We start from the raw sequence: 23,932 nt of genomic DNA, 5'->3' as shown, positions 1-23,932 counted from the left end.
GCCCCGGCCTGTCCCGTCTGATCCGGGGCCCTGCCACGGGACCTTAAGGGCCCCTTACGGGCTCCCGTGGCACACTCGGCGACGATGGACATATCAGCGGCACGGCTCCGGGCGCTGCGGGCGGCACTGTTCACGGCACTGGTCGTGACGCTGTCCGCCGGCTCCCATGTGCTCCTGTCGCGGGCCCCGCTGCCGATGTCCGTCGTCGCCGTCCTGTGTGCCGTGGTGTTCCCGGTCGCCTACGCCCTCGCGGGCCGCGAGCGGGGCTTCTGGCGCATCGCGGCCCTGCTCGTCCCGCTCGAACTGGCCGCGGACACGATCTTCACCACCGGCCAGACGGTCTGTTACGGACCCGCGGGCGGTCCCGTCGCGGGCTCGCTGCGCTCCGTCGGCCTCGACGTCCTGTGCGGCGGCAGCCTCGGCTCGCCACTGCCCGGTGTCTCGTCGGTCGCCTCGCCCGAGGGCGCCGCGGCCACCCTGCTCGGTTCCGCCGACCCCGCGCTCCCGTGGCTGCTTCTCGCCACACACGTCGCGATCGGCCTGCTCGCCGCGCTCTGGCTGCGGCGGGGCGAGGCCGCGCTGGCGGGCGTGGTGCGGGCAATCGCCGGTTTCGCCTTCCGGCCGCTGCTGATCGCGGTCGCCGTGGCCGGCACGGTCCGCCGTACGGTCCGGCGCTTCCCGCGCCCCACCGGCCTCCCGCGCGCCTCCCGTACGCGCCTGTTCACCCACTCCGTCGGACGACGGGGACCACCGCGCCCGGCCCTTCTCCCGGCCTGAGCACGACGTCGGCAGCCGCTTCCGGCCGCCGTCGGTCCCCCGCGCGGCGGCGCGCTCCCATCCGCGCCCGCGCGTCTCGTTCGACCCCACACGGAGTGACCCACCATGAGCGCACGCAACAGCAACGCCAACAAGGCGGCCGCCCGCGAGCGGCTGCGCCAGGAGCGCGAGCGGCAGGCGAGGAAGGACCGCGCCCGCCGCCAGGTCGTCGTCGCCGGATCCACCGTCGCGATCCTCGCGATCGCCGGCGGTGTCGGCTTCGCCGTCGTCCAGGCGAACAAGCCCTCGCACTGGGAGGCGGCCAAGGACGTGAAGGCCGTCACCGCCCCGAAGCACACCTCGGGCACGAACGGCACGACCGTCGTCATCGGCAAGCCCGAGGCGAAGAAGACGCTGGAGCTGTACGAGGACTCCCGCTGCCCGATCTGCGCGACCTTCGAGCAGAAGGTCGGCGCCACGATCCAGCAGGACGTCGACGCGGGCAAGTACAAGATCAAATACATCGGCGCCACGTTCATCGACAACACGGACAACGGCGAGGGCTCGAAGAACGCGCTGTCCGCGCTGGGCGCCGCGCTCGACGTGAGTCCCGAGGCCTTCACGGCGTACAAGGCCGCGCTCTACTCGGCGCGGAACCACCCGAGCGAGAGCGACGACAAGTTCGCCGACGACGGCGCCCTGCTCAAGATCGCGGACTCGGTGGACGCGCTCAAGGGGAACGCCGAGTTCAGGAAGAACGTCGAGGACGGCACGTTCGACGCCTGGGCGATGAAGATGTCGGCCACGTTCGACAACAGCAGCGTGCAGGGCACCCCGACGCTGCGGATGGACGGGAAGCCGGTCACGGCGGAAGGCAGTGACAACGCCCCGCAGACCGTCCCCGAGTACGACGCGGCGATCGCCAAGGCGCTCGCGGGCTGACGCCACGGGGTCACCGCCGGGCAACCGGGAGGTAACAGCGTGCGGGCCGGCCCGCGTCGGCCCGTACGCTGACCCGTATGACCGGGGGCACGGAGAACAGGATCGTCGACGGCCGCTTCGAACTGCTGGAGCGGCTCGGCAGCGGCGGCATGGGGACGGTGTGGCGGGCACGCGACACCGTGCTCCACCGGGAGGTGGCGCTGAAGGAGGTCCGGTCCCCGGACGCCGCGACGGCCGCCGCCACGCCGCGCACCGGACATGTGCTGCGCGAGCGGGTCCTGCGCGAGGCACGGGCGCTGGCGAGGATCAGCCATCCGCATGTGGTGACGATCCATCACATCGTCGACGACGGGCCGCATCCGTGGATCGTCATGGAGCTGCTGCCGGGAGACACGCTCCAGGACAGACTCGCGCGGGGCGCCCTGACACCCGTGCAGGCGGCCGGGATCGGCCGCCAGGTGCTGTCCGCGCTGCGGGCCGCCCACGCCGTCGGCATCCAGCACCGCGACGTGAAACCGTCCAACGTCATCCTGCGCCCGGACGGTGGCGCGGTCCTCACGGACTTCGGGATCGCGGCCCTCCAGGGCTCCACCTCGCTCACGGCGACCGGCGAACTGGTCGGCTCCCCCGAGTACTTCGCCCCCGAGCGCATCCGGGGCCACGACGACGACCCGGCGTCCGACCTGTGGTCGCTGGGCGTGATGCTGTACGTCTGTGTGGAGGGCGTCAGCCCGCTGCGCCGCGCCACGACCCTGGCGACGCTCGCCGCCGTACTGGACGAGCCTGTCCCCCCGCCCGTACGGTCCGGGCCGCTCGCCTCCGTACTGAACGCGCTGCTGGTGCGCGACCCGGCGGCGCGGCCGGACGCCGCCCGGCTGGATCTGCTGCTGGCCCAGGTCGAGTCGGGCACGGCGCCGGAGTGGGCGTGGGTGACCGTCACGGAGGAGGACACACCGCCCCCGTCACCGGCCCCGGCCACGATCTCGGCCCCGCCCCCGGGGCCGGCGCGCTCGACCGCACGGTCGGACACTCCCGGACGCCGGGGCGGCCGTACGCCGGTCGTCGTCACCGCCGTGTCCGTTGCCGTCGCGCTGGTGGCGGCGACGGCGCTGGTCCTCGCCCTGCGGGACGGTCCCGGCTCACCGTCGGCGGGGAAGGCGGGCGGGACGGACGGCTCGTCCTCCGCGGGTACCGCGCCGTCCCCGCGCCCCGAGGGGAAGTCGCCCTCGCCGGCGGCGGACACCGGCACGGAGCCGGACGCCGACCCCACCGGTGCCGGTACGGACGGCACCGGCACCGGCGACAGCGGCGACGCCCCGTCGAGCGGCGACCTGACGGGCAACTGGGTCGCGCAGCTCGCCTCCACGGAGAAGTCCGCGGGACCCGCCGCCCGCGAGAAGCAGGCGAACGCCCTTCGCGCCAAGGGCATCACCAACGCCCGCTACCTGGACAGCGACGACCACGCCTCGCTGAAGCCCGGGTACTGGATGTTCTACGTCTCCGGCTTCGGCAGCGGCGCGCACGCCGTCGCCTGGTGCCGCACCCGGGGCCTCGACTCGAACAGCGCCTGTGTCGGCCGCTACATCAGCGACGAGGCGGCCGACCGGCGGTATCTGTGCGGCCCGGCGCCCGGCGGCGGCACGAAGGGCAGCTGCACCCGCGACTGACCCACCGCCGCGACCGGGGCACCGGACGTCCGGGGATCCCGGCGACTAAGTCCGGTCGTCCAGCGGCGCCCGGTCCTCCAGCGACTCGATGAAGGCCAGCCCGGTGCGCCAGGTCTGTTCGGCGGCCCGCTCGTCGTAGTCCGGGAGGTCCGGGTCGGTGTAGAGGTGCCCGGGGCCCTGATAGCGGTAGATCTCCACGTCCGCCCCGATCTCCCGCATCCGCAGGTACCAGGCGGTCAGCCAGTCGTGCGGCTCGGACACGTCGGGATCGGCGACATGGAGCTGTACGGGCAGGTCGTCCACCGACGCGTTCGCCGCGATGTCCGACGTGCCGTGCATCAGCAGCAGCCCGCGGGCCCTGGCATCGCCCAGGGCCAGTGTCTGCGCGACCGATCCCCCGAAGGAGAATCCGGCGTACACCAGACCGCGCTCCGAGTAGGGTGCCACGGCGAGCACGGCGCGCCTGAGCAGTTCGTCGGAGCCGATCTTGTCCTTGAGCGCCCTGCCCTCCTCGGCGGTCCCGGCGGTTTGGCCCTCGAAGAGGTCGGGCACGTGCACGTGGTGTCCGGCAGCGCGGAGCCGCTCGGCCCCCGCGTGCACCGCCGGGCGGAGCCCGTAGACCGAGTGAAAGAGAACGACGTCCATCCGCCCATCCTGCCAGGTGGGCCCCCTCGTCCGGATCGGAGCCATGGAGAACGTACTGCGACCCCTGACCGTGCTGGGTGGCGCGGTCGTCCTCACCCTGCTGCTCGGCTGGATCGTCGACCTGGCCCTGCGCCGCGCGGACGCCCGGCACCCGGAGACCCCGCTGTGGGGACTGCTGCGCCGCTGCCGCCTGCCGCTCCAGGTCGTCCTTCTGACCGCTCTGCTGCGTGCCACGTTCCGCGAGACGGGCTGGTGGATCGTCGTCGACCACCAGTCCGGCATCGGCCGGCTGCTGACGCTGATCCTGATCGCCGCCGGCGCCTGGCTGGTGATCCACATCGCGTCGGCCGTCGTGGAGTCGACGTACGCGCGCTACGCGACATCGGCCCGCGACCGGGCGAAGGTCCGCCGGGTCCGGACACAGGTGACGCTGATCATGCGCATCGTGACCGCCGTGGTCGTGGTGGTGGCGGTCGCGGCGATCCTGCTCACGTTCCCCAGCATGCGGACGATCGGTACGTCCATGCTGGCCTCGGCGGGCATCATCGGCATCGTCGCCGGTGTCGCCGCGCAGTCCACCCTCGGCAATCTCTTCGCCGGTTTCCAGATCGCCTTCGGCGACATGGTGCGGATCGGCGACACGGTCGTGGTGGACGGCGAGTGGGGTGTGGTGGAGGAGGTGACGCTCACGTTCCTGGCCGTGCGGACATGGGACGAGCGCCGGATCACCATGCCGGTCTCGTACTTCACGAGCAAGCCGTTCGAGAACTGGTCGCGCGGCGGTGTCCAGATGACCGGCACGGTCTTCCTCCAGCTCGACCACTCGGCACCGGTCAGGCTGATGCGCGAGAAGCTGCACGAGATCCTCCAGGAGTGCGCGGCCTGGGACGGCCGGGACTGGAGTCTGGCCGTCACCGACACCACGCCGAACACGATCGAGGTGCGGGCCGTCGTCACGGCGAAGGACGCGGACGACATCTGGACGGCGCGCTGCACCGTGCGGGAGCAGCTGATCGGTTGGCTCGCGGACGAGCACCCGTACGCGCTGCCGCGCGTCGCGACCACCGAGGCCGCGGTGCTCCCCACCCAGCGGAGGAACGGCGCTCTGAGGGGCGCGGGAGCGCACCACGAGCCCGACCCGGCGGTGACGGAGAACGCGGACGGCGACCCGCGCACCGGCCGCGGCTGAGACCGCCGGCTCCGCACCGGCCGCGGTCGGTCCCACCGTGTGCCCGCCTCCGGGACGCCGCCCCGGGGGCGGGCCTCAGCGCATGCTGTGCACGTCCAGATATCTGAGCACCCGGTCCACCACTTCCGGGTTCGCGTTCGGTTCGCTGCGCGCCGAGAGGACCTCGTGCCGGGCCGCCGACATCATCTCGCGCTGGATCCGCTGGAGGGTCTTGACGCGTTGGCTGCGCTTGGCGAACCAGTCGCGCCGCTCGTCGTCCACCACGTCCGGGCTGATCCTGGCGCCGATGTCGAACGCCCCGCGCGCCAGTCGTTCGCTGAGCTCCTCGGGCAGTTCCTCGACCTCCTCGATCTCCTTGAGCCTGCGCTTGGCGGCCCTGGCGGCGCGTACGGCCAGGGCGTGCTCGAAACCGCGCTCGGCCTCGATGTCGGCGCTCACCCCGAGGCGTTTCACCAGCCACGGCAGGGTGAGCCCCTGGAAGACGAGCGTCGTCATGATGACGGCGAAGGCGATGAAGATGATCTCCTCACGGCCGGGGAAGGGCGTCCCGTCCTCGGTCTCCAGCGGGATGGCCAGCGCCAGCGCGACCGAGGCGACCCCGCGCATCCCGGCCCACCACATGATGACGGTCTCGCGCCAGCTGACCGGGATCTCCTCGTCGTAGTCCCGGATCTTGTGCAGCCGTTTGGTGACCCAGACCGCGGGGAGCAGCCACAGGAGCCGTACGCCGACGACGACCCCGACGACGGCGGCCGACCAGCCGAGCGTCTCGCCGAGATGGCCGTCCGCGGTGCCGAAGGCGTTGTGGAGTTCGAGCCCGATGAGGCCGAAGGCGATGCCCGTGACGAGGAAGTCGACGACCTCCCAGAAGGTGTTCCCGGCCAGCCGTCCCATCACGTCGTCCGCGTCCGCGGAGTGCTCGGCCAGGAAGAGTGCGGTGGTCAGTACGGCGAGGACGCCGGAGCCGTGCAGCTCCTCGGCGAGTACGTAGCTGACGAACGGCACCAGCAGGGTCAGTCCGACCTGGAGGGGCGCGTCGCCGAGCAGGGCCATGAGCTTGTTGGAGAGCCAGCCGAGCACGACGCCCACGACGACCGCGACCACGGCGGAGAGCACCAGCGTGCCCGCCGCGCTCGGCCAGGAGAAGGTGCCGCTGACGACCGCGGCGATGGCCACGTGGTAGAGGACGATCGCCGTGACGTCGTTGAACAGGCCCTCGCCCTCCAGGATGGAGACGAGCCGCCTGGGCAGTCCCAGGGATCCGGCGACGGCGGTCGCGGCGACCGGGTCGGGCGGTGCGACGAGCGCGCCGAGTACGAACGCGGCGGCGAGCGGCAGCCCCGGGACCACGGAGTTGGCCACGGTCGCCACGGCCGCCATCGTGACGAAGACCAGCGCCACGGCGAGCAGCAGGATCGGCCGCACATTGGCGGTGAACTGCCGCCAGGAGGTGCGCTGTACGGCCGCGTACAGCAGGGGCGGCAGCACCAGCGGCAGGATGAGGTCCGGTGGTACGTCGACGTTCGGCACGAAGGGCAGGAGCGCCAGGACGATCCCCAGGAGGGTCATCAGCACCGGCGAGGGCAGATTGAGCCGCTCCCCCAGTGGCACCGTCACCACGGCGCCCAGCAACAGCACGAGCAGCAGCGCCAGCTGGGCCACGGTGCGCCCTCCGGGAGTCGACAGCCCTGACGTTCAGGGCCTTCTCAACCCTGCCACGCCGACCGGTGAAACCCGTCGAGGCGCTGCTCCTCGCGGCCCGCTTCCGGACCGCGAGGAGACGTTTCGGCAGTGCGCCGCCGGTGACGGTTACTCGCGGATCCGGTCCCGGATCCAGACTCCGGACTCCTTGAGGACGCCGGTGCCGGACCAGTTGCCGGCGTTGCAGGAACCCTCCTTGAAGACCGCTCCGGAGCGCTGGTCGTCGGAGTAGTTCCAGTTGGTCCAGGAGATGTTCTTCCGCTTCATCAGGTCGAGGAAGCGCTGCGACTGGCCGAAGTCGTTGGCGCCCTCGCCCGCGTAGTTCTGGGTGCCGAACTCGGTGACGAAGACGGGGAGTCGGTCGGACGCCCGGTCGAGCGCGCCCAGGTACTCGTCGCGGTGGGACGCCGCGTAGAAGTGGAACGTGTACATGATGTTGGAGGCGTTGACGGGGTTGTTCACGACCTCCTGCTCGTCGGCGCCCTCGGAGACGCCGAAGGAGGACCAGGCGCGGGTGCCGACGAGGACGACGGCGTCCGGGTCCTCGGCGCGGATGACGGGGATGATCTGCTCGGCGTACGACTTGACGGCCGCCCAGCTCACGTCGGAGGGCTCGTTGGCGATCTCGTAGAGGACACCGGGGCTGTCCTTGTACTTCCTCGCCATGTCGGTGAAGAAGGTCTTCGCGCGTTCGAGGTTGAAGTTGGGGTCACCGGGGCTGAGCATGTGCCAGTCGATCACCGCGTACATGCCGCGCTGGTGCGCGCCGTCCACGAACTTCTGGGCGAGGGCGGTGAAGCGCTGCGGGTCGGTCTCGTAGCCGCCCTCCTGGACGTACGTGGAGACGCGCAGGACGTCGGCCTGCCACTCGTTCGCGAGGACGTCGAGGGAGCCGTCGGTGACGCACTGGGAGTACCACTGGGTGCCGTGCGTGCTCATTCCGCGCAGCTGGACTGCCTGGCCCTGGCTGTTGCAGAGGCTGGTGCCGCAGACCTCGAGCCGGCCGTTCTCGCTGATGGGGGAGGCGACGCCGGCGGGGGCAGCCGTGTCGGCGGGGGCGGTGGCGGCGCCCGCTCGCACCGGGGACAGCATGGCGGTGACGACTCCGAGCGCGGAGACGGCGAGGAGCGCCTTGCGGCCGCGCCGGCCTCGTGTGCGCGGTGCGCGGGGCGAGTGGGGGGTGGCGTGCTGGGGCATGGGGGTGGTGCTCCCTTCGGGTGGGGTCCGGTACGGGAGGTCGACTGTCAGTGGCATGACAGTGAGTGAAAGTTAAGGTTGTTCCCAATCACCGTCAAGAGTGTTGGGAAAGTTTCCTAACGATTGCTCCGCGAGGACCTCGCCGGATCACCCGGTCGCCCCTGGACTCCCCCGCGCCACCGCCGTGCCGGGCCCCACGGCCCGCTACAGCACCCGCCGCATCCCCCGGTGCGCGATCCCCACCGACTCGTACTCCGCGCCGTACGCCTCGTAGCCCAGCCGCTCGTAGAACGCCAGCGCCCGCGTCTGCGCGTGCAGGTCCACCACCAGCAGCCCCCGCTCGCGCGCCCGCTCCTCCACGGCCCGCACCAGCGCGGCGCCGATCCCGAGACCGCGCGCCTCGCCGGTCACCGCGAGCCGGCCGAGCGCGCCGACCGCCGGGTCACCACCGGTCCGGTCGGCCGCCTCCGGACCGTGCAGCAGCCTGGCCGTACCGAGCGGCAGCCCGTCACCGCGCACCGCGAGCACATGGGCCGCCGCCGCGTCCAGGGCGTCGTGGGAGTCGAACTCCAGCTCCTCGGGCACCCGTTGCTCCACCACGAAGACCCGCCGGCGCACCGTGAAACACGCCTCACGGTCGGCCGCGCCCGCGGCGGAGCGGATCTCGTACGCCGGCCGGTCGCCGGCCCCCCGGAGCCGGGAGCCGGCGCCGGTCTCCCCCGCGCTCACGCGTTGCTCTCGGCCCGGACCTTGTCCAGCGCGCTCTGGAGATCGGCCGGGTACGTGCTCTCGAACTCCACCCACCGGCCGTCCGACGGGTGCTCGAACCCCAGCTTCATCGCGTGCAGCCACTGGCGGGTCAGCCCCAGCCGCTTGGCCAGGGTCGGGTCGGCGCCGTACGTCAGGTCCCCGGCGCACGGGTGGCGGTGCGCGGCCATGTGCACCCGGATCTGGTGGGTGCGGCCCGTCTCCAGCTTGATGTCCAGCAGCGAGGCGGAGCGGAATGCCTCGATCAGGTCGTAGTGCGTGACCGACGGCTTGCCCTCGGCGGTCACCGCGAACTTGTAGTCGTGGTTCGGGTGGCGCCCGATGGGAGCGTCGATCGTGCCGCTCATCGGGTCCGGATGCCCCTGGACCAGCGCGTGGTAGCGCTTGTCGACGACCCGCTCCTTGAACTGCGCCTTGAGAGAGGTGTACGCGCGCTCCGACTTCGCCACGGCCATCAGACCGGACGTACCGACGTCCAGCCGGTGCACGACGCCCTGGCGCTCGGCCGCGCCGGAGGTCGAGACGCGGTAGCCGGCGGCGGCCAGACCGCCGATGACGGTCGTACCCGTCCAGCCGGGGCTCGGGTGCGCGGCCACGCCGACCGGCTTGACGACCACGACGATGTCGTCGTCGTCGTACACGATCTCCATGCCCTCGACCGGCTCGGCCACGACCCGCACCGGGGTGGCGGGCTCGGGCATCTCCACTTCCAGCCAGGCGCCGCCGCGCACCCGCTCGGACTTGGCGACCACGGCCCCGTCGACCTGCACCTTCCCCGCGGCGGCCAGCTCGGCCGCCTTCGTACGGGAGAACCCGAACATGCGGGCGATGGCGGCGTCGACGCGCTCGCCCTCAAGGCCATCGGGAACGGGCAGGGTGCGGATATCGGGAACGGTGCTCACCCGTCGAGTATGCCTTGCCGGCGGGGCTTGACCGCCCACGGACAGCGCGCACGGGCCCCGGGGCGGCGGCCGGACGGCGCCCCGACGCCGTTCAGTCGCGGTGGACCGTCCCGTCGGGGTCGAGACCGCGGAAGGACAGGATCACGATCAGGAAACCGCCGCAGACGATCGCCGAGTCGGCGAGATTGAACACCGCGAAGTTCGCCGGCGCGATGAAGTCCACCACGGCGCCCTTGAACACCCCCGGCTCGCGGAAGACGCGGTCGGTGAGATTGCCGAGCGCCCCACCGAGCAGCAGACCGAGCGCGAACGCCCACGGCCCGCTGTAGAGCTTGCGGGCCAGTCGCGCGATCACCACGATCACGGTCGCCGCGACGAAGGTGAAGAAGACCGTGTACGCCTCGCCGATACCGAAGGCGGCGCCCGCGTTGCGCACCGCCTCGAACTTCAGCAGATCACCGATGACCTCGATGGGCTCGTGGTGCTCCAGCTTCGCCACCACGAGCATCTTGCTGCCGAGGTCGAGCAGGTAGGCCACCAGTGCCACGGAGAAGAGCGCGACGATCTTGCGCCTTCCCCGGACCGGCTCGGCGGGAGCCGCGCCCTCGTCGTCCACATCCGGCGCTCCGATGACGCGCTCCGCCTCTGCCACGTGAGTCCCTCAAGTTAGATCCCGACTAGCGTCGAGGGTACGGCACACGCGTACGGTCTCAGCCTCGCCTTTCCTGCTTCTGCTTGTCCTCGACACACAGCGTGGCCCGCGGGAACGCCTGCATTCTGGCCTTGCCGATGGGCTTGCCGCAGACCTCGCAGAGGCCGTACGTACCGGCGTCCAGGCGCAGCAGCGCCCGTTCCGTCTGCTCGACCATCTCGCGCGCGTTCGCCGCGAGGGACATCTCGTGCTCCCGCGTGATGTTCTTGGTGCCGGTGTCGGCGTCGTCGTCGCCCGCGCCGTCGCCGGAGTCCCGCATCAGCCCGGCGAGCGCCTGCTCCGATGACGAGATCTCGGCGTTCAGCCGGGCCGCCTCGCTCTCCAGGCCGGCCCGCGCCTCGGCGACCTCCTCCTCCGTCCAGGGATCCTCGCCGGGCCTCACCGCGAGCTCTCCGGGGGGTGTGGTGCCACGCGCCGGGGGCACCGCGGTCGCCGTGCCGCCCGTGGCCGCCGCCGGCCCCTTGCTCGCTGTCTTCTTCGCTGCCACCGTCTTGGCTCCCGTCTGTTCCGCGGCCTCGGCCGCCCCCTCGGCCGCGGACGCGGCCCTTTTCGCGGCCTTCTTGGCGGCGGCCTTCTTGGGAGGCGCCGTCTTCCTGGCCGCGGTCTTCCTGGCAGGTGCCTGATGCTCCGGCTCGGCCGCGGCGATCTCCTCCGCGGCCGGTGCGTGCGTGGCCGGTGTCTGTCGCTCCGGTGCCTTCGTCGCCGACGCCTTCTTCGCAGCCGGCTCCCCGGCGGCTGTCTTCTTCGCCGATGTCTTCTTGGCCGTCGCCTTCTTCACAGCCGTTTTCCTGGCCGCTGTCTTCTTCGCGGCGGTCTTCTTCGCCACCATGCCGCGGCCCCTTCACATTTTGTGATCTTGCACGCGAGTCGTGCTGGGACGATAAATCGACACCAGCCACGCGGCAACGGGGCACGCCGCCGTTGGGACCCGCCTCCGCCGGTGACAAGGCGAGCCTCCATCCGTTGTGCCCAGCTCCCCGCCGGGTAATCCGCCCCACGGGCGGCTCCGGGAAGTCCGCGGGCCCCGCCGGGCCCATTCGGGTCAGCGGCGGGGCCGGCCGCCCTCCCGCCCCGTGAGACGTTTCCGGACCCCTCGCGGGCCCCGGAAAAGCGGTCGGCCGCCCCTGTCACGGCCCCGTACACTGGCCCCAGCGAGAGGCGTGGATGGGGACGAGTAGCTCCGAGAGCGGCCATGAGCGACCCGGGGACGGTGCGAGCCCGGGGGCACGGCGCGGAGTGAAGCATCACCCCGGAGCCGCCGGAAGAAAGCCCTGGCCGTAGGCGGGGCCGTAGACCCGGCAGCGCGACCCCAATGAGGGGGCCGAGGGCGGCGACGCCCGGGGCCAAGGAGGGTGGTACCGCGGGAGCCGGAGGCTCTCGTCCCTCCGACGGAGACACCGCAGATCCGTTGGAGGAGTTTCGTCCATGACGACACCGCTGTACAGCCAGGTGCCCGCCCAGGTAGACCTGCCCGCCCTGGAGCACGCCGTGCTCGACTTCTGGCGTGAGAACAAGGTCTTCGACAAGACACTGGCGCAGTCCGAGGGCCGCCCGGAGTGGGTCTTCTACGAGGGCCCGCCCACCGCCAACGGCATGCCCGGCGCCCACCACATCGAGGCCCGCGTCTTCAAGGACGTCTTCCCGCGCTTCCGTACGATGCGCGGCTACCACGTCGCCCGCAAGGCCGGCTGGGACTGTCACGGCCTGCCGGTGGAGATCGCCGTCGAGAAGGAGCTGGGCTTCACCGGCAAGCAGGACATCGAGAAGTACGGCATCGCGGAGTTCAACGAGAAGTGCCGCGAGTCGGTGACCCGGCACACCGGCGCCTTCTCCGAGCTGACGACCCGCATGGGTTACTGGGTCGATCTGGACGACGCGTACCAGACGATGAACCCCGAGTACATCGAATCCGTCTGGTGGTCGCTGAAGGAGATCTTCAACAAGGGCCTGCTCGTCCAGGACCACCGGGTCGCCCCGTGGTGCCCGCGTGACCAGACGAGCCTGTCGGACCACGAGCTGGCGCAGGGCTACGAGACGATCGTCGACCCGTCGGTCTTCGTCCGCTTCCCGCTGACCTCCGGCCCGCTGGCGGGCGACGCCGCCCTCCTCGTCTGGACGACGACACCCTGGACCCTGGTGTCCAACACCGCGGTCGCCGCCCACCCCGACGTCGCGTACGTCGTCGCGACGAACGGCACGGAGAAGCTCGTCGTCGCCGAGCCGCTGGTGGAGAAGGCGCTCGGCGAGGACGGCTGGGAGCTGACGGGTGAGCGGTTCACCGGCCGCGAGATGGAGCGCTGGACCTACGACCGGCCGTTCTCCCTCATCCCGTTCCCCGAGGACTCACCGGCGCACTACGTCGTCAACGCCGAGTACGTGACGACGGAGGACGGTACGGGTCTGGTCCACCAGTCCCCCGCGTTCGGCGCGGACGACCTCGTGGTCTGCCGGGCGTACGGCCTCCCGGTGGTGAACCCGGTCCGTCCCGACGGCACGTTCGAACAGGACGTGCCGCTCGTCGGCGGCGTCTTCTTCAAGAAGGCCGACGAGGCGCTCACCGCCGATCTGGACGCCCGCGGGCTGCTGTTCCGGCACGTGCCGTACGAGCACAGCTATCCGCACTGCTGGCGGTGCCACACGGCGCTGCTGTACTACGCGCAGCCGTCCTGGTACATCCGCACGACCGCCGTCAAGGACCGCCTCCTCCAGGAGAACGAGAAGACCAACTGGTTCCCCGACTCGGTCAAGCACGGCCGGTACGGGGACTGGCTGAACAACAACGTCGACTGGTCCCTGTCCCGCAACCGCTACTGGGGCACGCCGCTGCCCGTCTGGCACTGCGAGGACGGTCACCTCACCTGCGTGGGCTCGCGCGCCGAACTGACCGAGCTGAGCGGCGAGGACCAGTCGTCGCTCGACCCGCACCGCCCGTTCATCGACGCGGTCACCTTCCCCTGCCCGACCTGCGGTGAGACGGCGACGCGCGTCCCCGAGGTCATCGACGCCTGGTACGACTCCGGTTCGATGCCGTTCGCGCAGTGGGGATACCCGTACAAGAACAAGGACCTCTTCGAGAAGCGCTACCCCGCGCAGTTCATCTCGGAGGCCATCGACCAGACGCGCGGCTGGTTCTACACGCTGATGGCCGTCGGCACGCTCGTCTTCGACAGGTCGAGCTACGAGAACGTGGTCTGCCTCGGGCACATCCTCGCCGAGGACGGCCGGAAGATGTCCAAGCACCTGGGCAACATCCTTCAGCCGATCCCGCTGATGGACAAGCACGGCGCGGACGCGGTGCGCTGGTTCATGGCGGCGGGCGGCTCCCCCTGGGCGGCGCGGCGGGTCGGTGACACGACGATCCAGGAGGTCGTCCGCAAGACGCTGCTGACGTACTGGAACACGGTCGCCTTCCAGGCCCTGTACGCGCGCACGTCCGGCTGGGCCCCGTCCGCGGCCGATCCGGCGCCGGCCGAGCGGCCCGTGCTCGACCGCTGGCTGCTGAGCGAGCTGCACGCGCTGGTCGACCAGAGCACGCGCGCGATGGAGGCGTACGACACCCAGCGCGTCGGCAAGCTGCTGTCGGCGTTCGTCGACGACCTGTCGAACTGGTACGTACGCCGCTCGCGCCGCCGCTTCTGGCAGGGCGACAAGGCGGCCCTCCGTACGCTGCACGAGGTCGTCGAGACGGTGACCCGTCTGATGGCGCCCCTCACCCCGTTCATCACGGAGCGGGTCTGGCAGGACATGATCGTCCCGGTCACCCCGGAGGCGCCGGAGTCGGTGCACCTCTCGACGTGGCCCGAGGCGGACCTGTCGGCGATCGACCCGACGCTGTCCCGGCAGATGACGCTGGTACGGCGGCTGGTGGAGCTGGGCCGCGCCACACGGGCCGAGTCGGGTGTGAAGACGCGCCAGCCGCTGTCGCGGGCGCTGGTCGCGGCGTCGGGCTTCGAGACGCTGTCGCCGGAGCTGCGGGCGCAGATCACGGAGGAGTTGAACGTCTCGTCACTGGCGTCGCTCTCGGAGGTCGGCGGATCGCTCGTCGACACGACGGCCAAGGCGAACTTCCGGGCGCTGGGCAAGCGGTTCGGCAAGGGCGTCCAGGCGGTGGCGAAGGCGGTCGCCGACGCGGACGCGGCGGCGCTGTCGGCGGCGCTGCGGGAGGGGACGGCGTCGGTCACGGTCGACGGCGAACCGGTCTCGCTGGCACCGGACGAGGTGATCATCACGGAGACGCCCCGCGAGGGCTGGTCGGTCGCGTCGGACTCGGGCGCGACGGTGGCGCTGGACCTGGAGATCACTCCGGAGCTGCGGCTGGCGGGGCTGGCACGTGACGCGATCCGCCTGATCCAGGAGGCCCGCAAGAACAGCGGCCTGGACGTCGCGGACCGTATCGCCGTCCGCTGGACGGCCACGGCGGACGAGACGCACGCGGCGCTGACGACCCACACGCCGCTGATCTCGGACGAGGTCCTGGCCCAGACCTTCGAACCGGGCACCCCGGACGCGACGTTCGGCCCGGCGTTCCAGGACGAGTCGCTGTCGCTGACGTTCCACCTGCGCAAGGTCTGACGGCGGGGGGCGGGGAGGGGCAAAAAAGGGCCGGGCCCGGGGATTTCCCCGGGCCCGGCCCTTTCAGCCTGCCGACGGCTGCGCGCGACTCCCGCGCCCAGCACCCGTCAGTTGTCGTCCTCGTCGATCAGGAACCCCCGCATCGGCGACGGAGCCTGCTGCATCGGCTGCATGGGCTGCGGCGCCTGCGGCCGGACCGGTGCCATCGGCTGGGTCATCGCCGGGGACATCTGCTGCTGGTTCCCGTACGACGGTCCGCCCGACGACGGACCGTGCCCGCCGCCCATGGACGGGTTGCCGCCCATGCTGTGCCCCATCGCGCCCGCGCCGGCCGGCGCCATGGACGGGTTGCCGCCCATGCTGTGCCCCATCGCGCCCGCGCCGGCCGGCGCCATGGACGGCGACGGCGGCAGTGAGGCCGCGGCCGGCGTACGCGGCGGGGCCAGCGAGTCGTCGGCCTGGGTCTCCAGCTGGCGCAGCTGGCTCTCCAGGTAGGACTTCAGCCGCGTCCGGTACTCGCGCTCGAAGCCGCGCAGGTCCTCGACCTTGCGCTCCAGCGTCGCGCGAGCGGACTCCAGGGAGCCCATCGCGACGCGGTGCTTCTCCTGCGCGTCCCGCTCCAGGGCGTCCGCCTTCGCACGGGCGTCACGCTCCAGACCCTCGGCGCGGCTGCGCGCCTCGCCGACGATCTTGTTGGCCTCGGAACGGGCCTCCGCGATCGCCTGGTCGGCGGTCTGCTGGGCGAGCGAGAGCACACGCGCGGCGCTGTCGCCGCCGGGTCCGCCCTGACCGGGCTGCGGGCCGTGTCCCATGGGACCGCCCATCGGTCCGCCCATGGGGCCGCCCTGCATCTGTCCCTGCATCTGGCCCTGCATCGGACCACCCTGCATCTGCCCCTGCATGGGGCCGCCCTGCATGGGGCCGGGACCGTGCTGGCCCTGCGGGCCGGGGCCGTGACCGGGGTGTCCACCCGGGCCGGGGCCGTGTCCGCCGGGGCCGGCGGGAAGCTGCGGAGGCCCACCGGGCAGCTGGGGCTGGCCCATCTGCGGGGGCTGCTGCTGGACCGGAGGTCCTGATATGGCGGCGGGGACAGGGGCACCCGGCCGCTCCTGCTGCTCGGGAGGCTTCCGCATCCCTTGCTGCTGTTGCTGCTGCTGGTTCTGCGCGGCGGCACGCGTCGCGGCGGCCAGCTTGGCGCGCAGGTCCTCGTTCTCACGAAGGAGGCGCGTCAGTTCGGCCTCGACCTCGTCTAGGAAGGCATCGACCTCGTCCTCGTCGTAGCCTTCTCGGAGGCGGACGGTCGTGAACTGCTTGTTCCGCACGTCCTCGGGGGTCAACGGCATCTCTTCTTCACCTCTACGTAGTCGTCGGCAGTCGGCAGGACCGTATCGTTCACATTGCCCTCGCTAGGCCACTGACGACCGAGATGAGGATGTACACGATGATCATCAGAACGAAGAAGGACAGGTCGAGTGCCACGCCCCCGAGACGCAGCGGCGGAATGAACCGCCGCAGAAGCTTGAGCGGTGGATCGGTGACAGTGTAGGTGGCCTCCAGAATGACCACCATCGCCTTGCCGGGCTGCCATGAGCGGGCGAATTGGAAGACATAATCCATGACCAGCCGGAAGATCAGCACGATGAGGAAGCACACCAGCGCGATGTAGACGACCTGCAGCGCAACGCTCATCCCGCGCTTCCCTCTCCCCTGGTTTCTCTGGTTCCGGCCTCTCGGCCGGGTCGTTCCCGGTGTCGTGTCTCAGCTCTGGTTGAAGAACCCGCCCTCTGCGATACGGGCCTTGTCCTCCGCCGTGACGTCGACGTTAGCAGGCGACAACAGGAACACCTTCTGCGTCACTCGCTCAATGCTGCCATGGAGACCGAAGACAAGTCCCGCGGCAAAGTCGACAAGTCGCTTCGCATCGGTGTCGTCCATCTCCGTCAGATTCATGATCACCGGGGTGCCCTCACGGAAGTGTTCCCCGATGGTACGGGCCTCGTTGTAGGTCCGCGGGTGCAATGTGGTGATGCGGTAGGGCTCCCGCTCGGACACGACCTTGGGCATGATCACTGGTGCGTTCTTCTCCAGGCTGGGGCGTTCAGGTGTGATGGATGCCACGGGGGCGATTCGGGCGGGACGTCCACTTTCGGCCGCTACCGGCACCGGTTGACGTTCGCGTTCACGCTGCGGGGGCGGCTGCACCGCTCGCACCGGTTCGTCCCGTTCTGCCTGGTGCACCGGCTGGTGGCGCCGGTGTTCACGCTCGGGTTCGGGCTCGGGTTCGAAGTCGTCATCGGGGTCGAAGCCCCGGCCGTCGTAGCCATCGTCCTCCACGAGGCCGAGGTAGACCGCCATCTTGCGCATCGCGCCGGCCATGCTCTGAGTCCTCCGCTCTGTGGTGGATCGGCCTCGTCACCAAGTGCCCTCGATCCACTCGGTCCATCCACTTTTCGGTGGAAATGACCATATTTTCTGCTGTGGTCCGACTTGCTTCGCGACGTTACCCGAGCCGGGGGCGGACTCCGAGTACCGCCGTACCGACGCGCACATGTGTCGCTCCGGCCGCCACGGCGGCTTCGAGGTCCGCACTCATCCCTGCTGACACCATGTTCGCAGCCGGATGGTCCGCGCGCAGCAGGGATGACAATTCCAGCAGCCGCTCGAACGCGGCCTGTTCGCGATTCGCGTACGGCCCGGCGAGAGGAGCGACGGTCATCAGACCGTCCAGCCGCAGCCCCGGCGCCCCGGCCACCGCGTTCGCCAACTCCTCGACTCCGTCGGGGGAGATGCCGCCGCGCTCACCGCGCGCGCCCGAATCCGCGTCGAGCGCGACCTGGATCAGGGCGCCGACCTCGCGCTCGGCGCGCACCGCCGCCGAGGACAGTGCCGATACCAGCCGGTGGCGGTCGACGGACTGCACGACATCGGCGTAACCGACCACGGAACGGACTTTGTTGGTCTGCAACTGACCCACGAAGTGCCACGTCAGCGACAGATCCGCGCACGCGGCGGCCTTGGGCGCCGCGTCCTGGTCGCGGTTCTCCGCGACGTGCCGCACCCCGAGTTCACTCAGCAGGCGGACGTCGCTCGCGGGGTAGGTCTTGGTGACCACGATCAGGGTGACCTCGTCGCGGTCCCGGCCGGCGGACGCGCAGGCGGACGCGATACGGGACTCCACCTTGTGAAGATTCTCGGCGAGTTCACTCGCGCGGTCCGTCATGACGCTCCCAGCCAGACATATCCGGCGAGTCGACCGGTGGTGCGGTCGCGGCGGTACGAGAAGTGGTCGGCGGACTCGACGGTGCAGATCCCCGAGCGGTGCCGGTCGCCGACCCCGAGTGCGGCGAGCTGCGCGTGCACCCCGGCGGCGACGTCGACGGAGGGGGTGCCCCAACTCGTCTCGGCCCAGGACTCCGGTACGGCTCCGGCGACTTCGGCCCGCATGGCCTCGGGGACCTCGTAGCAGCGTCCGCAGACGGCGGGTCCGGTCCTGGCGGTGATCCGCGCGGGCTCGGCGCCCCGTTCGGCCATCGCCCCGACGACGGCCGGGACGACTCCGGCGACCAGTCCGGGGCGCCCGGCGTGCGCGGCGGCGACGACTCCCGCGACCGGATCGGCCAGCAGGACCGGGACGCAGTCGGCGGTGAGCACGGCGAGCGCGAGTCCGCGGCGGGTGGTGACCACGGCGTCGACCGCCGGGATCTCGTCCGAACCGCCCGACGCCCAGGGTCCTTCGACGACCGCGACGTCACGGCCGTGCACCTGGTTCATCCAGACCACCCGCGCCGCGTCGAGCCCGAGGGACGCGGCGGCGGCGGCCCGGTTCGCGCGTACGGCGGCGGGGTCGTCGCCGACCGCGCCGCCGAGGTTGAGCTGCTCGTACGGAGCGGCGCTCACTCCGCCCCACCTGTCGGTGAAGGCGAAATGGGCGCCGCTCGCGGAGGTCAACGCGTCGTGCTGTCCTATCACTTCAAGAAGTCCGGAACGTCCAGCTCTTCGGCCTGGGGGTCCTGGTAGGGACGGGCCGGCGGGACGTGCGGCGGCGAAACCGGCTGCACGTGTGCCTCGTTGGCCACGGGCGCCGGCTCGGGGGCGGGCGTCTCCTCGCGCGAGGGGACCGTACCGAGTCCGCCGGAGGGACGGCCCGAGTCGGACTCGGGTGCCGAGGCGCGGTACGACGGCTGGTCGTCCCGCTTGGCCGAGGTCAGTCCGGTCTCACGGCGGGTCGGCGGCTGTCCGCCGTCGAAGCCGGCCGCGATCACGGTGACCCGGACCTCGTCGCCGAGGGCGTCGTCGATGACGGCACCGAAGATGATGTTGGCCTCGGGGTGCGCGGCCTCGCTCACCAGTTGCGCGGCCTCGTTGATCTCGAAGAGGCCGAGGTCGGAGCCGCCGGAGATGGAGAGCAGTACGCCGCGCGCGCCGTCGATGGACGCTTCGAGGAGCGGCGAGGAGATCGCCATCTCCGCGGCGGCCACCGCGCGGTCGTCGCCGCGCGCCGAGCCGATTCCCATGAGGGCCGATCCGGCCTCGGACATCACGGACTTGACGTCGGCGAAGTCGAGGTTGATCAGGCCCGGCGTGGTGATGAGGTCGGTGATGCCCTGGACGCCCGAGAGCAGGACCTGGTCCGCGGACTTGAACGCGTCCAGGACGCTGACCTGACGGTCCGAGATGGAGAGCAGGCGGTCGTTGGGGATGACGATGAGGGTGTCGACCTCTTCGCGGAGTTCGGCGATGCCGTCCTCCGCCTGGTTCGCGCGCCGGCGGCCCTCGAAGGTGAAGGGGCGGGTGACGACGCCGATGGTGAGGGCGCCGAGCGAGCGGGCGATGTTGGCGACGACGGGTGCGCCGCCGGTGCCGGTCCCACCGCCTTCGCCGGCGGTGACGAAGACCATGTCGGCCCCCTTGAGGACCTCCTCGATCTCCTCGCGGTGGTCCTCCGCCGCCTTGCGGCCGACTGCCGGGTTCGCCCCGGCGCCGAGGCCGCGGGTGAGTTCACGGCCGACGTCGAGTTTGACGTCGGCGTCGCTCATCAACAGGGCTTGTGCGTCGGTGTTGATCGCGATGAACTCGACGCCCTTGAGGCCGACCTCGATCATTCGGTTGATGGCATTGACACCACCGCCGCCGACACCGATGACCTTGATGACTGCGAGGTAGTTCTGCGGTGCTGCCACGTCGAAGGCCTCTCGCCTCGAGTTACGTGTCGCCGCTTCGCTGTTGTCGCGAGGCGACGACTGATGCCGATGGGACGGTCCGGACGCCGACCCGAACCCTAACCTTGAAGTTTAGGGTTACCAGAGTGTCTGCTTCTTGGACTCTTCCGAACAGGACACTAAGTCGACACGTGGCGCACGTTCAACGAACACGCCGAACCTCCCGTTTTTCTTTTCACCCTATGTGATCACGCACGGGACTGACCAACCAGGGTCCTGGTCAGCACATATACGCGTCAACTCCCTGATACCGAAGGGGCGGTGGGCGCACTCACATCGAAGTGCGCCGCCTTCGGAACTGCTTTCATGAGAGCGGTGAGAGCCCGCGCCTTCGCGGCGCCGTCCTCGCCGCTCCCCCACATCACCGTGCGTCCGCCGTTCAGCTCCAGCACGACGGAGTCGTACGAACGGACCTTCACGACCTTGGTGTCCTCGGCGACTTCGGCCGGGAGTTCGTCCCGGACGCGTACCGCTTCGGACATCAGACGGGCGGCTGTGAAGCGTCGCACACTCGGGGACTGATCCGCCGTCAATTCCAGCAGGGGTACGCCCTTCGGGGCCTTCTCGACGGTGGCGAAACGCACGCCCTTCGCGTCCACTTCGATGAAGTTTGCGCCCTTTTCGATTAGCAGCGCGGGCTTTCGCTCCGTCACTTTCAGACCGATGCCGTTCGGCCATGACCGTTCGACATCCACCGAGTCGATACGCGGCAGCTTCTGTCGAAGTCGGCGCTCAATCGCATCCGTGTCGACGGAAATCAGCGGACCGGAGATCGGGACTTCGGCCACGGCTTCCACCTCGGCGGGCTTCAGCACCCGAGTGCCCGAAGTCCGCACCTGCTCGACCCGCAGCCAGGGAGAGCCGTAAAGCAGCCAGATTCCGCCGGCTCCGAGCGCGATCGACGAAGTGAGAAGAAGCAGAAAACGGCGTCCGGGAAGGCGGAAGCGGCGGGCCGGGGGCCGGCCCGGACGGGCGCGGCCGGATTCCGACTCGGCACTTGCCGCGCCCCGCTCGGCGGTCGTCGGTCCGGCCACTGACCCCTGCCTTCCTATGCCTGACGGCGCGCTGCGACCGCCTCGTACACCATGCCGACGAGCAGCTCGTCCGCGTCCCTGCGGCCGAACTCGGTGGCCGCGCGGGACATCTCGTACAGCCGGTGCGGATCGGACAGCACCGGCAGCACATGACCCTGGACCCATTCGGGCGTCAGTTCGGCGTCGTCGACCAGCAGTCCGCCGCCGGCCTTGACCACCGGCTGGGCGTTGAGCCGCTGTTCACCGTTGCCGATCGGCAGCGGTACGTAGGCGGCCGGGAGCCCGACGGCGGAGAGTTCGGCGACGGTCATCGCGCCCGCGCGGCAGAGCATCATGTCCGCCGCGGCGTAGGCGAAATCCATCCGGTCCACATACGGTACCGGGATATAGGGCGGCATTCCCGGCATGTTGTCCACACGCGGCATTTCGTTCTTCGGTCCGACCGCGTGCAGGATCTGGATACCGGAGCGCTGGAGCAGCGGTGCGGCCTGCTGGACCACCTCGTTGAGCCTGCGGGCGCCCTGTGAGCCGCCGGAGACCAGCAGGGTCGGCAGGTTGGGGTCGAGCCCGAAGGCGGCGCGCGCCTCGGGGCGCACCCGTGCGCGGTCGAGGGTGGCGATGGTGCGGCGCAGCGGGATGCCGATGTAGCGGGCGCCGCGCAGCTTGCTGTCCGGGGTGGAGACGGCGACGGCGGCCGCGTACCGCGAACCGATCTTGTTGGCCAGACCGGGGCGGGCGTTGGCCTCGTGGACGACGATCGGCACGCCGAGCCGCTTGGCGGCGAGATAGCCGGGCAGCGCGACGTAGCCGCCGAAGCCGACGACGCAGTCCGCCTTCGTACGCTCCAGGATCTGCTCGGCGGCCTTGATGGTGCCGCGCAGCCGGCCGGGGACGGTGATCAGTTCAGGGGTGGGTTTGCGCGGCAGGGGCACGGCGGGGATGAGCGCCAGCTCGTACCCCCGCTCGGGCACCAGCCTGGTCTCGAGTCCGCGCTCCGTGCCCAGGGCCGTGATCCCCACGGTGGGGTCCTGCCTCCGCAGGGCGTCCGCGAGGGCGAGCGCGGGCTCGATGTGGCCGGCGGTCCCCCCACCGGCGAGTACGACATGCACCGAAATTCACCGCTCTCCGGACGGACGCTTCTTGACGCGCCGTCTCATCGTCTTCCATCTCACGCCGGGCCTTCGCATGGCCAGGGCCGCTTTCGCGGCGGGATCCTCTCGCGCGAACGCGATCAGCAGCCCGACGGCGAACATGGTCGGCAGCAGGGCTGAGCCTCCGTAGGAGAACAGCGGGAGCGGGACTCCGGCGATCGGCAGCAGACCGAGCACCGCGCCGACGTTGACCACGGCCTGCGCCGTGATCCACGTGGTCACGCCTCCCGCCGCGTACCTCACGAAGGGGTCCTCCGTGCGTCCGGCCACGCGGATACCCGCATAGCCTAGAGCCGCGAACAGGGCGAGTACCGACAGCGTCCCCGCCAGCCCCAGTTCCTCCCCGGTGATGGCGAAGATGAAGTCGGTGTGCGGTTCCGGGAGTTGGCCCCATTTTTCCACACTCGCGCCGAGTCCGGAACCGAACCATCCGCCGGAGGCCAGCGCGTAGATGCCGTGCACGGCCTGCCAGCACTGGTCGCCGGGGCCGGGGTCCGTGGCGCCGATGCAGGCGAGCCGGGACATCCGGTTGGGGCTGGTCCTGATGAGGACGAAGCCGAGGGCGAGGGTGACGGCGAGCACACCGCCGAAGAGGCGGGTGGGCGCCCCCGCCAGCCACAGCAGTCCGAAGAGGATCGCGGCGAGGATGATCGCGGTGCCCATGTCGCCGCCGAGCATGATCAGTCCGAGCAGCATGAAGGCGACCGGGACGAGCGGCACCAGCAGGTGTTTCCACTGGGTCAGCAGCCGCTTGTCCTGTTTGCGGGCGAGCAGATCGGCGCCCCACAGGATGAGCGCCAGCTTGCCGAACTCGCTGGGCTGGAGCTGGAAGGGGCCGCCGAGGTAGATCCAGTTCTGATTGCCGTTGACCGAGTGCCCTATCCCCGGGACCTGCACGAGGACCATCAGGAAGACGGCGCCGACGAGCAGCGGGTAGGAGAGCGCGCGGTGCAGTTTGCCGGGCATCCGGGAGGCGATGAGCATGAGTCCGGCACCGATGAGCGCGGCCAGGAACTGTTTGCGGAAGAAATACGAGCCGGGCAGCGAGAGCTCCAGCGCCTTGATCATCGAGGCGCTGTAGACCATCACCAGACCGAGCGCGGTGAGCAGCAGTCCGGCGCCGAAGATCAGGTAGTACGCGGTGAGGGGGCGGTCCCAGGCACGGCGGGCCCGCTCGTACATCCGCCGTACCCGGTTGCCGCGCGGTGGGCGGGGCAGCCCGGCGCCGGAGCCGCCGCGGGCGGCGGGAGGGCGCCGTACGGCCGCTCCGGGGGCCCGGCCGCGCAGGGCGAGACCGGGCGGCCACGGCGACCGCGCGGGGCCCGTGGCGGCGCCCGCCGCCCCTCCCGGCAGGGCGAGGCGCGGCGGGGCGAAGGACGGTGCGGTGAACGACGGAGCGGCGGCGCGCGGCCGTCCGCCCGCCGAAGGACGCGCCGGGCGCGGGGCACTGCCCGCGGTGTCGTCGGCCGGCATCTTC

21 protein-coding genes are annotated in these 23,932 nt (G+C 70.9%); 5 read left to right on the top strand and 16 right to left on the bottom strand.

Annotated features, from left to right (window positions below; all coding sequences use genetic code 11):
- Positions 1 to 84 precede the first annotated feature (84 nt).
- The 3 genes from ACZ61E_RS22620 (at position 85) to ACZ61E_RS22610 (ending at position 3,365) form a co-directional block, all read left to right on the top strand.
- Positions 85 to 777 carry a hypothetical protein gene (locus ACZ61E_RS22620; protein ID WP_469701645.1) on the top strand — a complete coding sequence of 231 codons (693 nt, stop codon included), beginning with the start codon at positions 85 to 87 and terminating at the stop codon, positions 775 to 777.
- Between the two features lie 105 nt (positions 778 to 882).
- Positions 883 to 1,698 carry a DsbA family protein gene (locus ACZ61E_RS22615; RefSeq protein ID WP_469701644.1) on the top strand — a complete coding sequence of 272 codons (816 nt, stop codon included), beginning with the start codon at positions 883 to 885 and terminating at the stop codon, positions 1,696 to 1,698.
- Between the two features lie 77 nt (positions 1,699 to 1,775).
- Positions 1,776 to 3,365, top strand: coding sequence for a serine/threonine-protein kinase (locus ACZ61E_RS22610; protein WP_469701643.1), 1,590 nt, complete (start codon positions 1,776 to 1,778; stop codon positions 3,363 to 3,365).
- Between the two features lie 45 nt (positions 3,366 to 3,410).
- Here the strand turns inward: ACZ61E_RS22610 and ACZ61E_RS22605 are convergent, their stop codons facing one another.
- Entirely contained in the window at positions 3,411 to 4,055 is a 645-nt protein-coding gene (locus ACZ61E_RS22605; protein WP_469701642.1) for a dienelactone hydrolase family protein, read from the bottom strand.
- Between ACZ61E_RS22605 and ACZ61E_RS22600 the strand changes: the two genes are divergently transcribed.
- The gene (locus ACZ61E_RS22600) at positions 4,054 to 5,199 is read left to right on the top strand and encodes a mechanosensitive ion channel family protein (protein WP_469701641.1); all 1,146 of its coding nucleotides are present in this window, start codon (positions 4,054 to 4,056) and stop codon (positions 5,197 to 5,199) included. The two genes, ACZ61E_RS22605 and ACZ61E_RS22600, sit on opposite strands and share 2 nt — an antisense overlap.
- A gap of 75 nt (positions 5,200 to 5,274) precedes the next feature.
- Here ACZ61E_RS22600 and ACZ61E_RS22595 read toward each other — a convergent pair whose 3' ends face one another.
- The 6 genes from ACZ61E_RS22595 to ACZ61E_RS22570 form a co-directional block, all read right to left on the bottom strand.
- Entirely contained in the window at positions 5,275 to 6,861 is a 1,587-nt protein-coding gene (locus tag ACZ61E_RS22595; RefSeq protein ID WP_469701640.1) for a Na+/H+ antiporter, read from the bottom strand.
- Positions 6,862 to 7,008: 147 nt separating this feature from the next.
- Positions 7,009 to 8,097 (bottom strand): glycoside hydrolase family 5 protein, encoded by a 1,089-nt coding sequence (locus ACZ61E_RS22590; protein ID WP_469701639.1) that lies wholly within the window; start codon positions 8,095 to 8,097, stop codon positions 7,009 to 7,011.
- Positions 8,098 to 8,301: 204 nt separating this feature from the next.
- Entirely contained in the window at positions 8,302 to 8,760 is a 459-nt protein-coding gene (locus ACZ61E_RS22585; RefSeq protein WP_469701683.1) for a GNAT family N-acetyltransferase, read from the bottom strand.
- A 62-nt stretch (positions 8,761 to 8,822) separates the two neighbouring features.
- Complete coding sequence (locus ACZ61E_RS22580) at positions 8,823 to 9,767, bottom strand: RluA family pseudouridine synthase (protein WP_469701638.1); 945 nt, start codon at positions 9,765 to 9,767, stop codon at positions 8,823 to 8,825.
- A 91-nt stretch (positions 9,768 to 9,858) separates the two neighbouring features.
- Positions 9,859 to 10,419: a signal peptidase II gene (gene lspA / locus ACZ61E_RS22575; RefSeq protein WP_469701637.1), complete on the bottom strand. Its 561-nt coding sequence runs from the start codon at positions 10,417 to 10,419 to the stop codon at positions 9,859 to 9,861.
- Between the two features lie 58 nt (positions 10,420 to 10,477).
- Positions 10,478 to 11,308, bottom strand: coding sequence for a TraR/DksA family transcriptional regulator (locus ACZ61E_RS22570; RefSeq protein WP_469701636.1), 831 nt, complete (start codon positions 11,306 to 11,308; stop codon positions 10,478 to 10,480).
- A 596-nt stretch (positions 11,309 to 11,904) separates the two neighbouring features.
- Between ACZ61E_RS22570 and ileS the strand changes: the two genes are divergently transcribed.
- On the top strand, positions 11,905 to 15,051 hold the full coding sequence (ileS, locus tag ACZ61E_RS22565; RefSeq protein WP_469701635.1) for an isoleucine--tRNA ligase: 3,147 nt from the start codon (positions 11,905 to 11,907) through the stop codon (positions 15,049 to 15,051).
- A 107-nt stretch (positions 15,052 to 15,158) separates the two neighbouring features.
- On the opposite strand, the gene ACZ61E_RS22560 is transcribed toward ileS, so the two are convergent.
- The 9 genes from ACZ61E_RS22560 to ftsW form a co-directional block, all read right to left on the bottom strand.
- Positions 15,159 to 16,394: a DivIVA domain-containing protein gene (locus ACZ61E_RS22560; protein ID WP_469701634.1), complete on the bottom strand. Its 1,236-nt coding sequence runs from the start codon at positions 16,392 to 16,394 to the stop codon at positions 15,159 to 15,161.
- Between the two features lie 49 nt (positions 16,395 to 16,443).
- Entirely contained in the window at positions 16,444 to 16,740 is a 297-nt protein-coding gene (locus ACZ61E_RS22555) for a YggT family protein (RefSeq protein WP_469701633.1), read from the bottom strand.
- A 69-nt stretch (positions 16,741 to 16,809) separates the two neighbouring features.
- On the bottom strand, positions 16,810 to 17,427 hold the full coding sequence (locus tag ACZ61E_RS22550) for a cell division protein SepF (RefSeq protein ID WP_469701632.1): 618 nt from the start codon (positions 17,425 to 17,427) through the stop codon (positions 16,810 to 16,812).
- 124 nt (positions 17,428 to 17,551) lie between these two features.
- Entirely contained in the window at positions 17,552 to 18,271 is a 720-nt protein-coding gene (locus ACZ61E_RS22545; protein ID WP_469701631.1) for a YggS family pyridoxal phosphate-dependent enzyme, read from the bottom strand.
- A complete protein-coding gene (gene pgeF / locus ACZ61E_RS22540) occupies positions 18,268 to 19,020 on the bottom strand; it encodes a peptidoglycan editing factor PgeF (RefSeq protein WP_469701630.1) in 753 nt (250 codons plus the stop codon). The genes ACZ61E_RS22545 and pgeF overlap by 4 nt, the downstream gene beginning before the upstream one ends.
- The gene (ftsZ, locus tag ACZ61E_RS22535) at positions 19,017 to 20,231 is read right to left on the bottom strand and encodes a cell division protein FtsZ (protein ID WP_469701629.1); all 1,215 of its coding nucleotides are present in this window, start codon (positions 20,229 to 20,231) and stop codon (positions 19,017 to 19,019) included. The genes pgeF and ftsZ overlap by 4 nt, the downstream gene beginning before the upstream one ends.
- 275 nt (positions 20,232 to 20,506) lie before the next feature.
- Complete coding sequence (locus ACZ61E_RS22530; RefSeq protein WP_469701628.1) at positions 20,507 to 21,304, bottom strand: cell division protein FtsQ/DivIB; 798 nt, start codon at positions 21,302 to 21,304, stop codon at positions 20,507 to 20,509.
- A gap of 14 nt (positions 21,305 to 21,318) precedes the next feature.
- Positions 21,319 to 22,413, bottom strand: coding sequence for an undecaprenyldiphospho-muramoylpentapeptide beta-N-acetylglucosaminyltransferase (gene murG, locus ACZ61E_RS22525; protein WP_469701627.1), 1,095 nt, complete (start codon positions 22,411 to 22,413; stop codon positions 21,319 to 21,321).
- 6 nt (positions 22,414 to 22,419) lie between these two features.
- The gene (ftsW, locus tag ACZ61E_RS22520; RefSeq protein ID WP_469701626.1) at positions 22,420 to 23,928 is read right to left on the bottom strand and encodes a putative lipid II flippase FtsW; all 1,509 of its coding nucleotides are present in this window, start codon (positions 23,926 to 23,928) and stop codon (positions 22,420 to 22,422) included.
- Between the last annotated feature and the right edge of the window lie 4 nt (positions 23,929 to 23,932).

Source organism: Streptomyces sp. NPDC104581 (assembly GCF_055583685.1).
The sequence above is the reverse complement of the archived record's forward strand: the minus strand, read 5'-3'. Positions and strand labels throughout refer to the sequence as shown.

Excerpts from the sequence above, each read along its gene's own strand:
- ileS (WP_469701635.1), top strand. The coding sequence starts at position 11,905 with ATGACGACACCGCTGTACAGCCAGGTGCCCGCCCAGGTAGACCTGCCC.
- ACZ61E_RS22545 (WP_469701631.1), bottom strand. The coding sequence starts at position 18,271 with ATGACGGACCGCGCGAGTGAACTCGCCGAGAATCTTCACAAGGTGGAG.
- ACZ61E_RS22590 (WP_469701639.1), bottom strand. The coding sequence starts at position 8,097 with ATGCCCCAGCACGCCACCCCCCACTCGCCCCGCGCACCGCGCACACGA.
- ACZ61E_RS22615 (WP_469701644.1), top strand. The coding sequence starts at position 883 with ATGAGCGCACGCAACAGCAACGCCAACAAGGCGGCCGCCCGCGAGCGG.
- ACZ61E_RS22605 (WP_469701642.1), bottom strand. The coding sequence starts at position 4,055 with ATGGCTCCGATCCGGACGAGGGGGCCCACCTGGCAGGATGGGCGGATG.
- ACZ61E_RS22600 (WP_469701641.1), top strand. The coding sequence starts at position 4,054 with ATGGAGAACGTACTGCGACCCCTGACCGTGCTGGGTGGCGCGGTCGTC.
- ACZ61E_RS22550 (WP_469701632.1), bottom strand. The coding sequence starts at position 17,427 with ATGGCCGGCGCGATGCGCAAGATGGCGGTCTACCTCGGCCTCGTGGAG.
- ACZ61E_RS22560 (WP_469701634.1), bottom strand. The coding sequence starts at position 16,394 with ATGCCGTTGACCCCCGAGGACGTGCGGAACAAGCAGTTCACGACCGTC.
- ACZ61E_RS22620 (WP_469701645.1), top strand. The coding sequence starts at position 85 with ATGGACATATCAGCGGCACGGCTCCGGGCGCTGCGGGCGGCACTGTTC.
- ACZ61E_RS22570 (WP_469701636.1), bottom strand. The coding sequence starts at position 11,308 with ATGGTGGCGAAGAAGACCGCCGCGAAGAAGACAGCGGCCAGGAAAACG.
- ACZ61E_RS22555 (WP_469701633.1), bottom strand. The coding sequence starts at position 16,740 with ATGAGCGTTGCGCTGCAGGTCGTCTACATCGCGCTGGTGTGCTTCCTC.
- ftsW (WP_469701626.1), bottom strand. The coding sequence starts at position 23,928 with ATGCCGGCCGACGACACCGCGGGCAGTGCCCCGCGCCCGGCGCGTCCT.
- ACZ61E_RS22610 (WP_469701643.1), top strand. The coding sequence starts at position 1,776 with ATGACCGGGGGCACGGAGAACAGGATCGTCGACGGCCGCTTCGAACTG.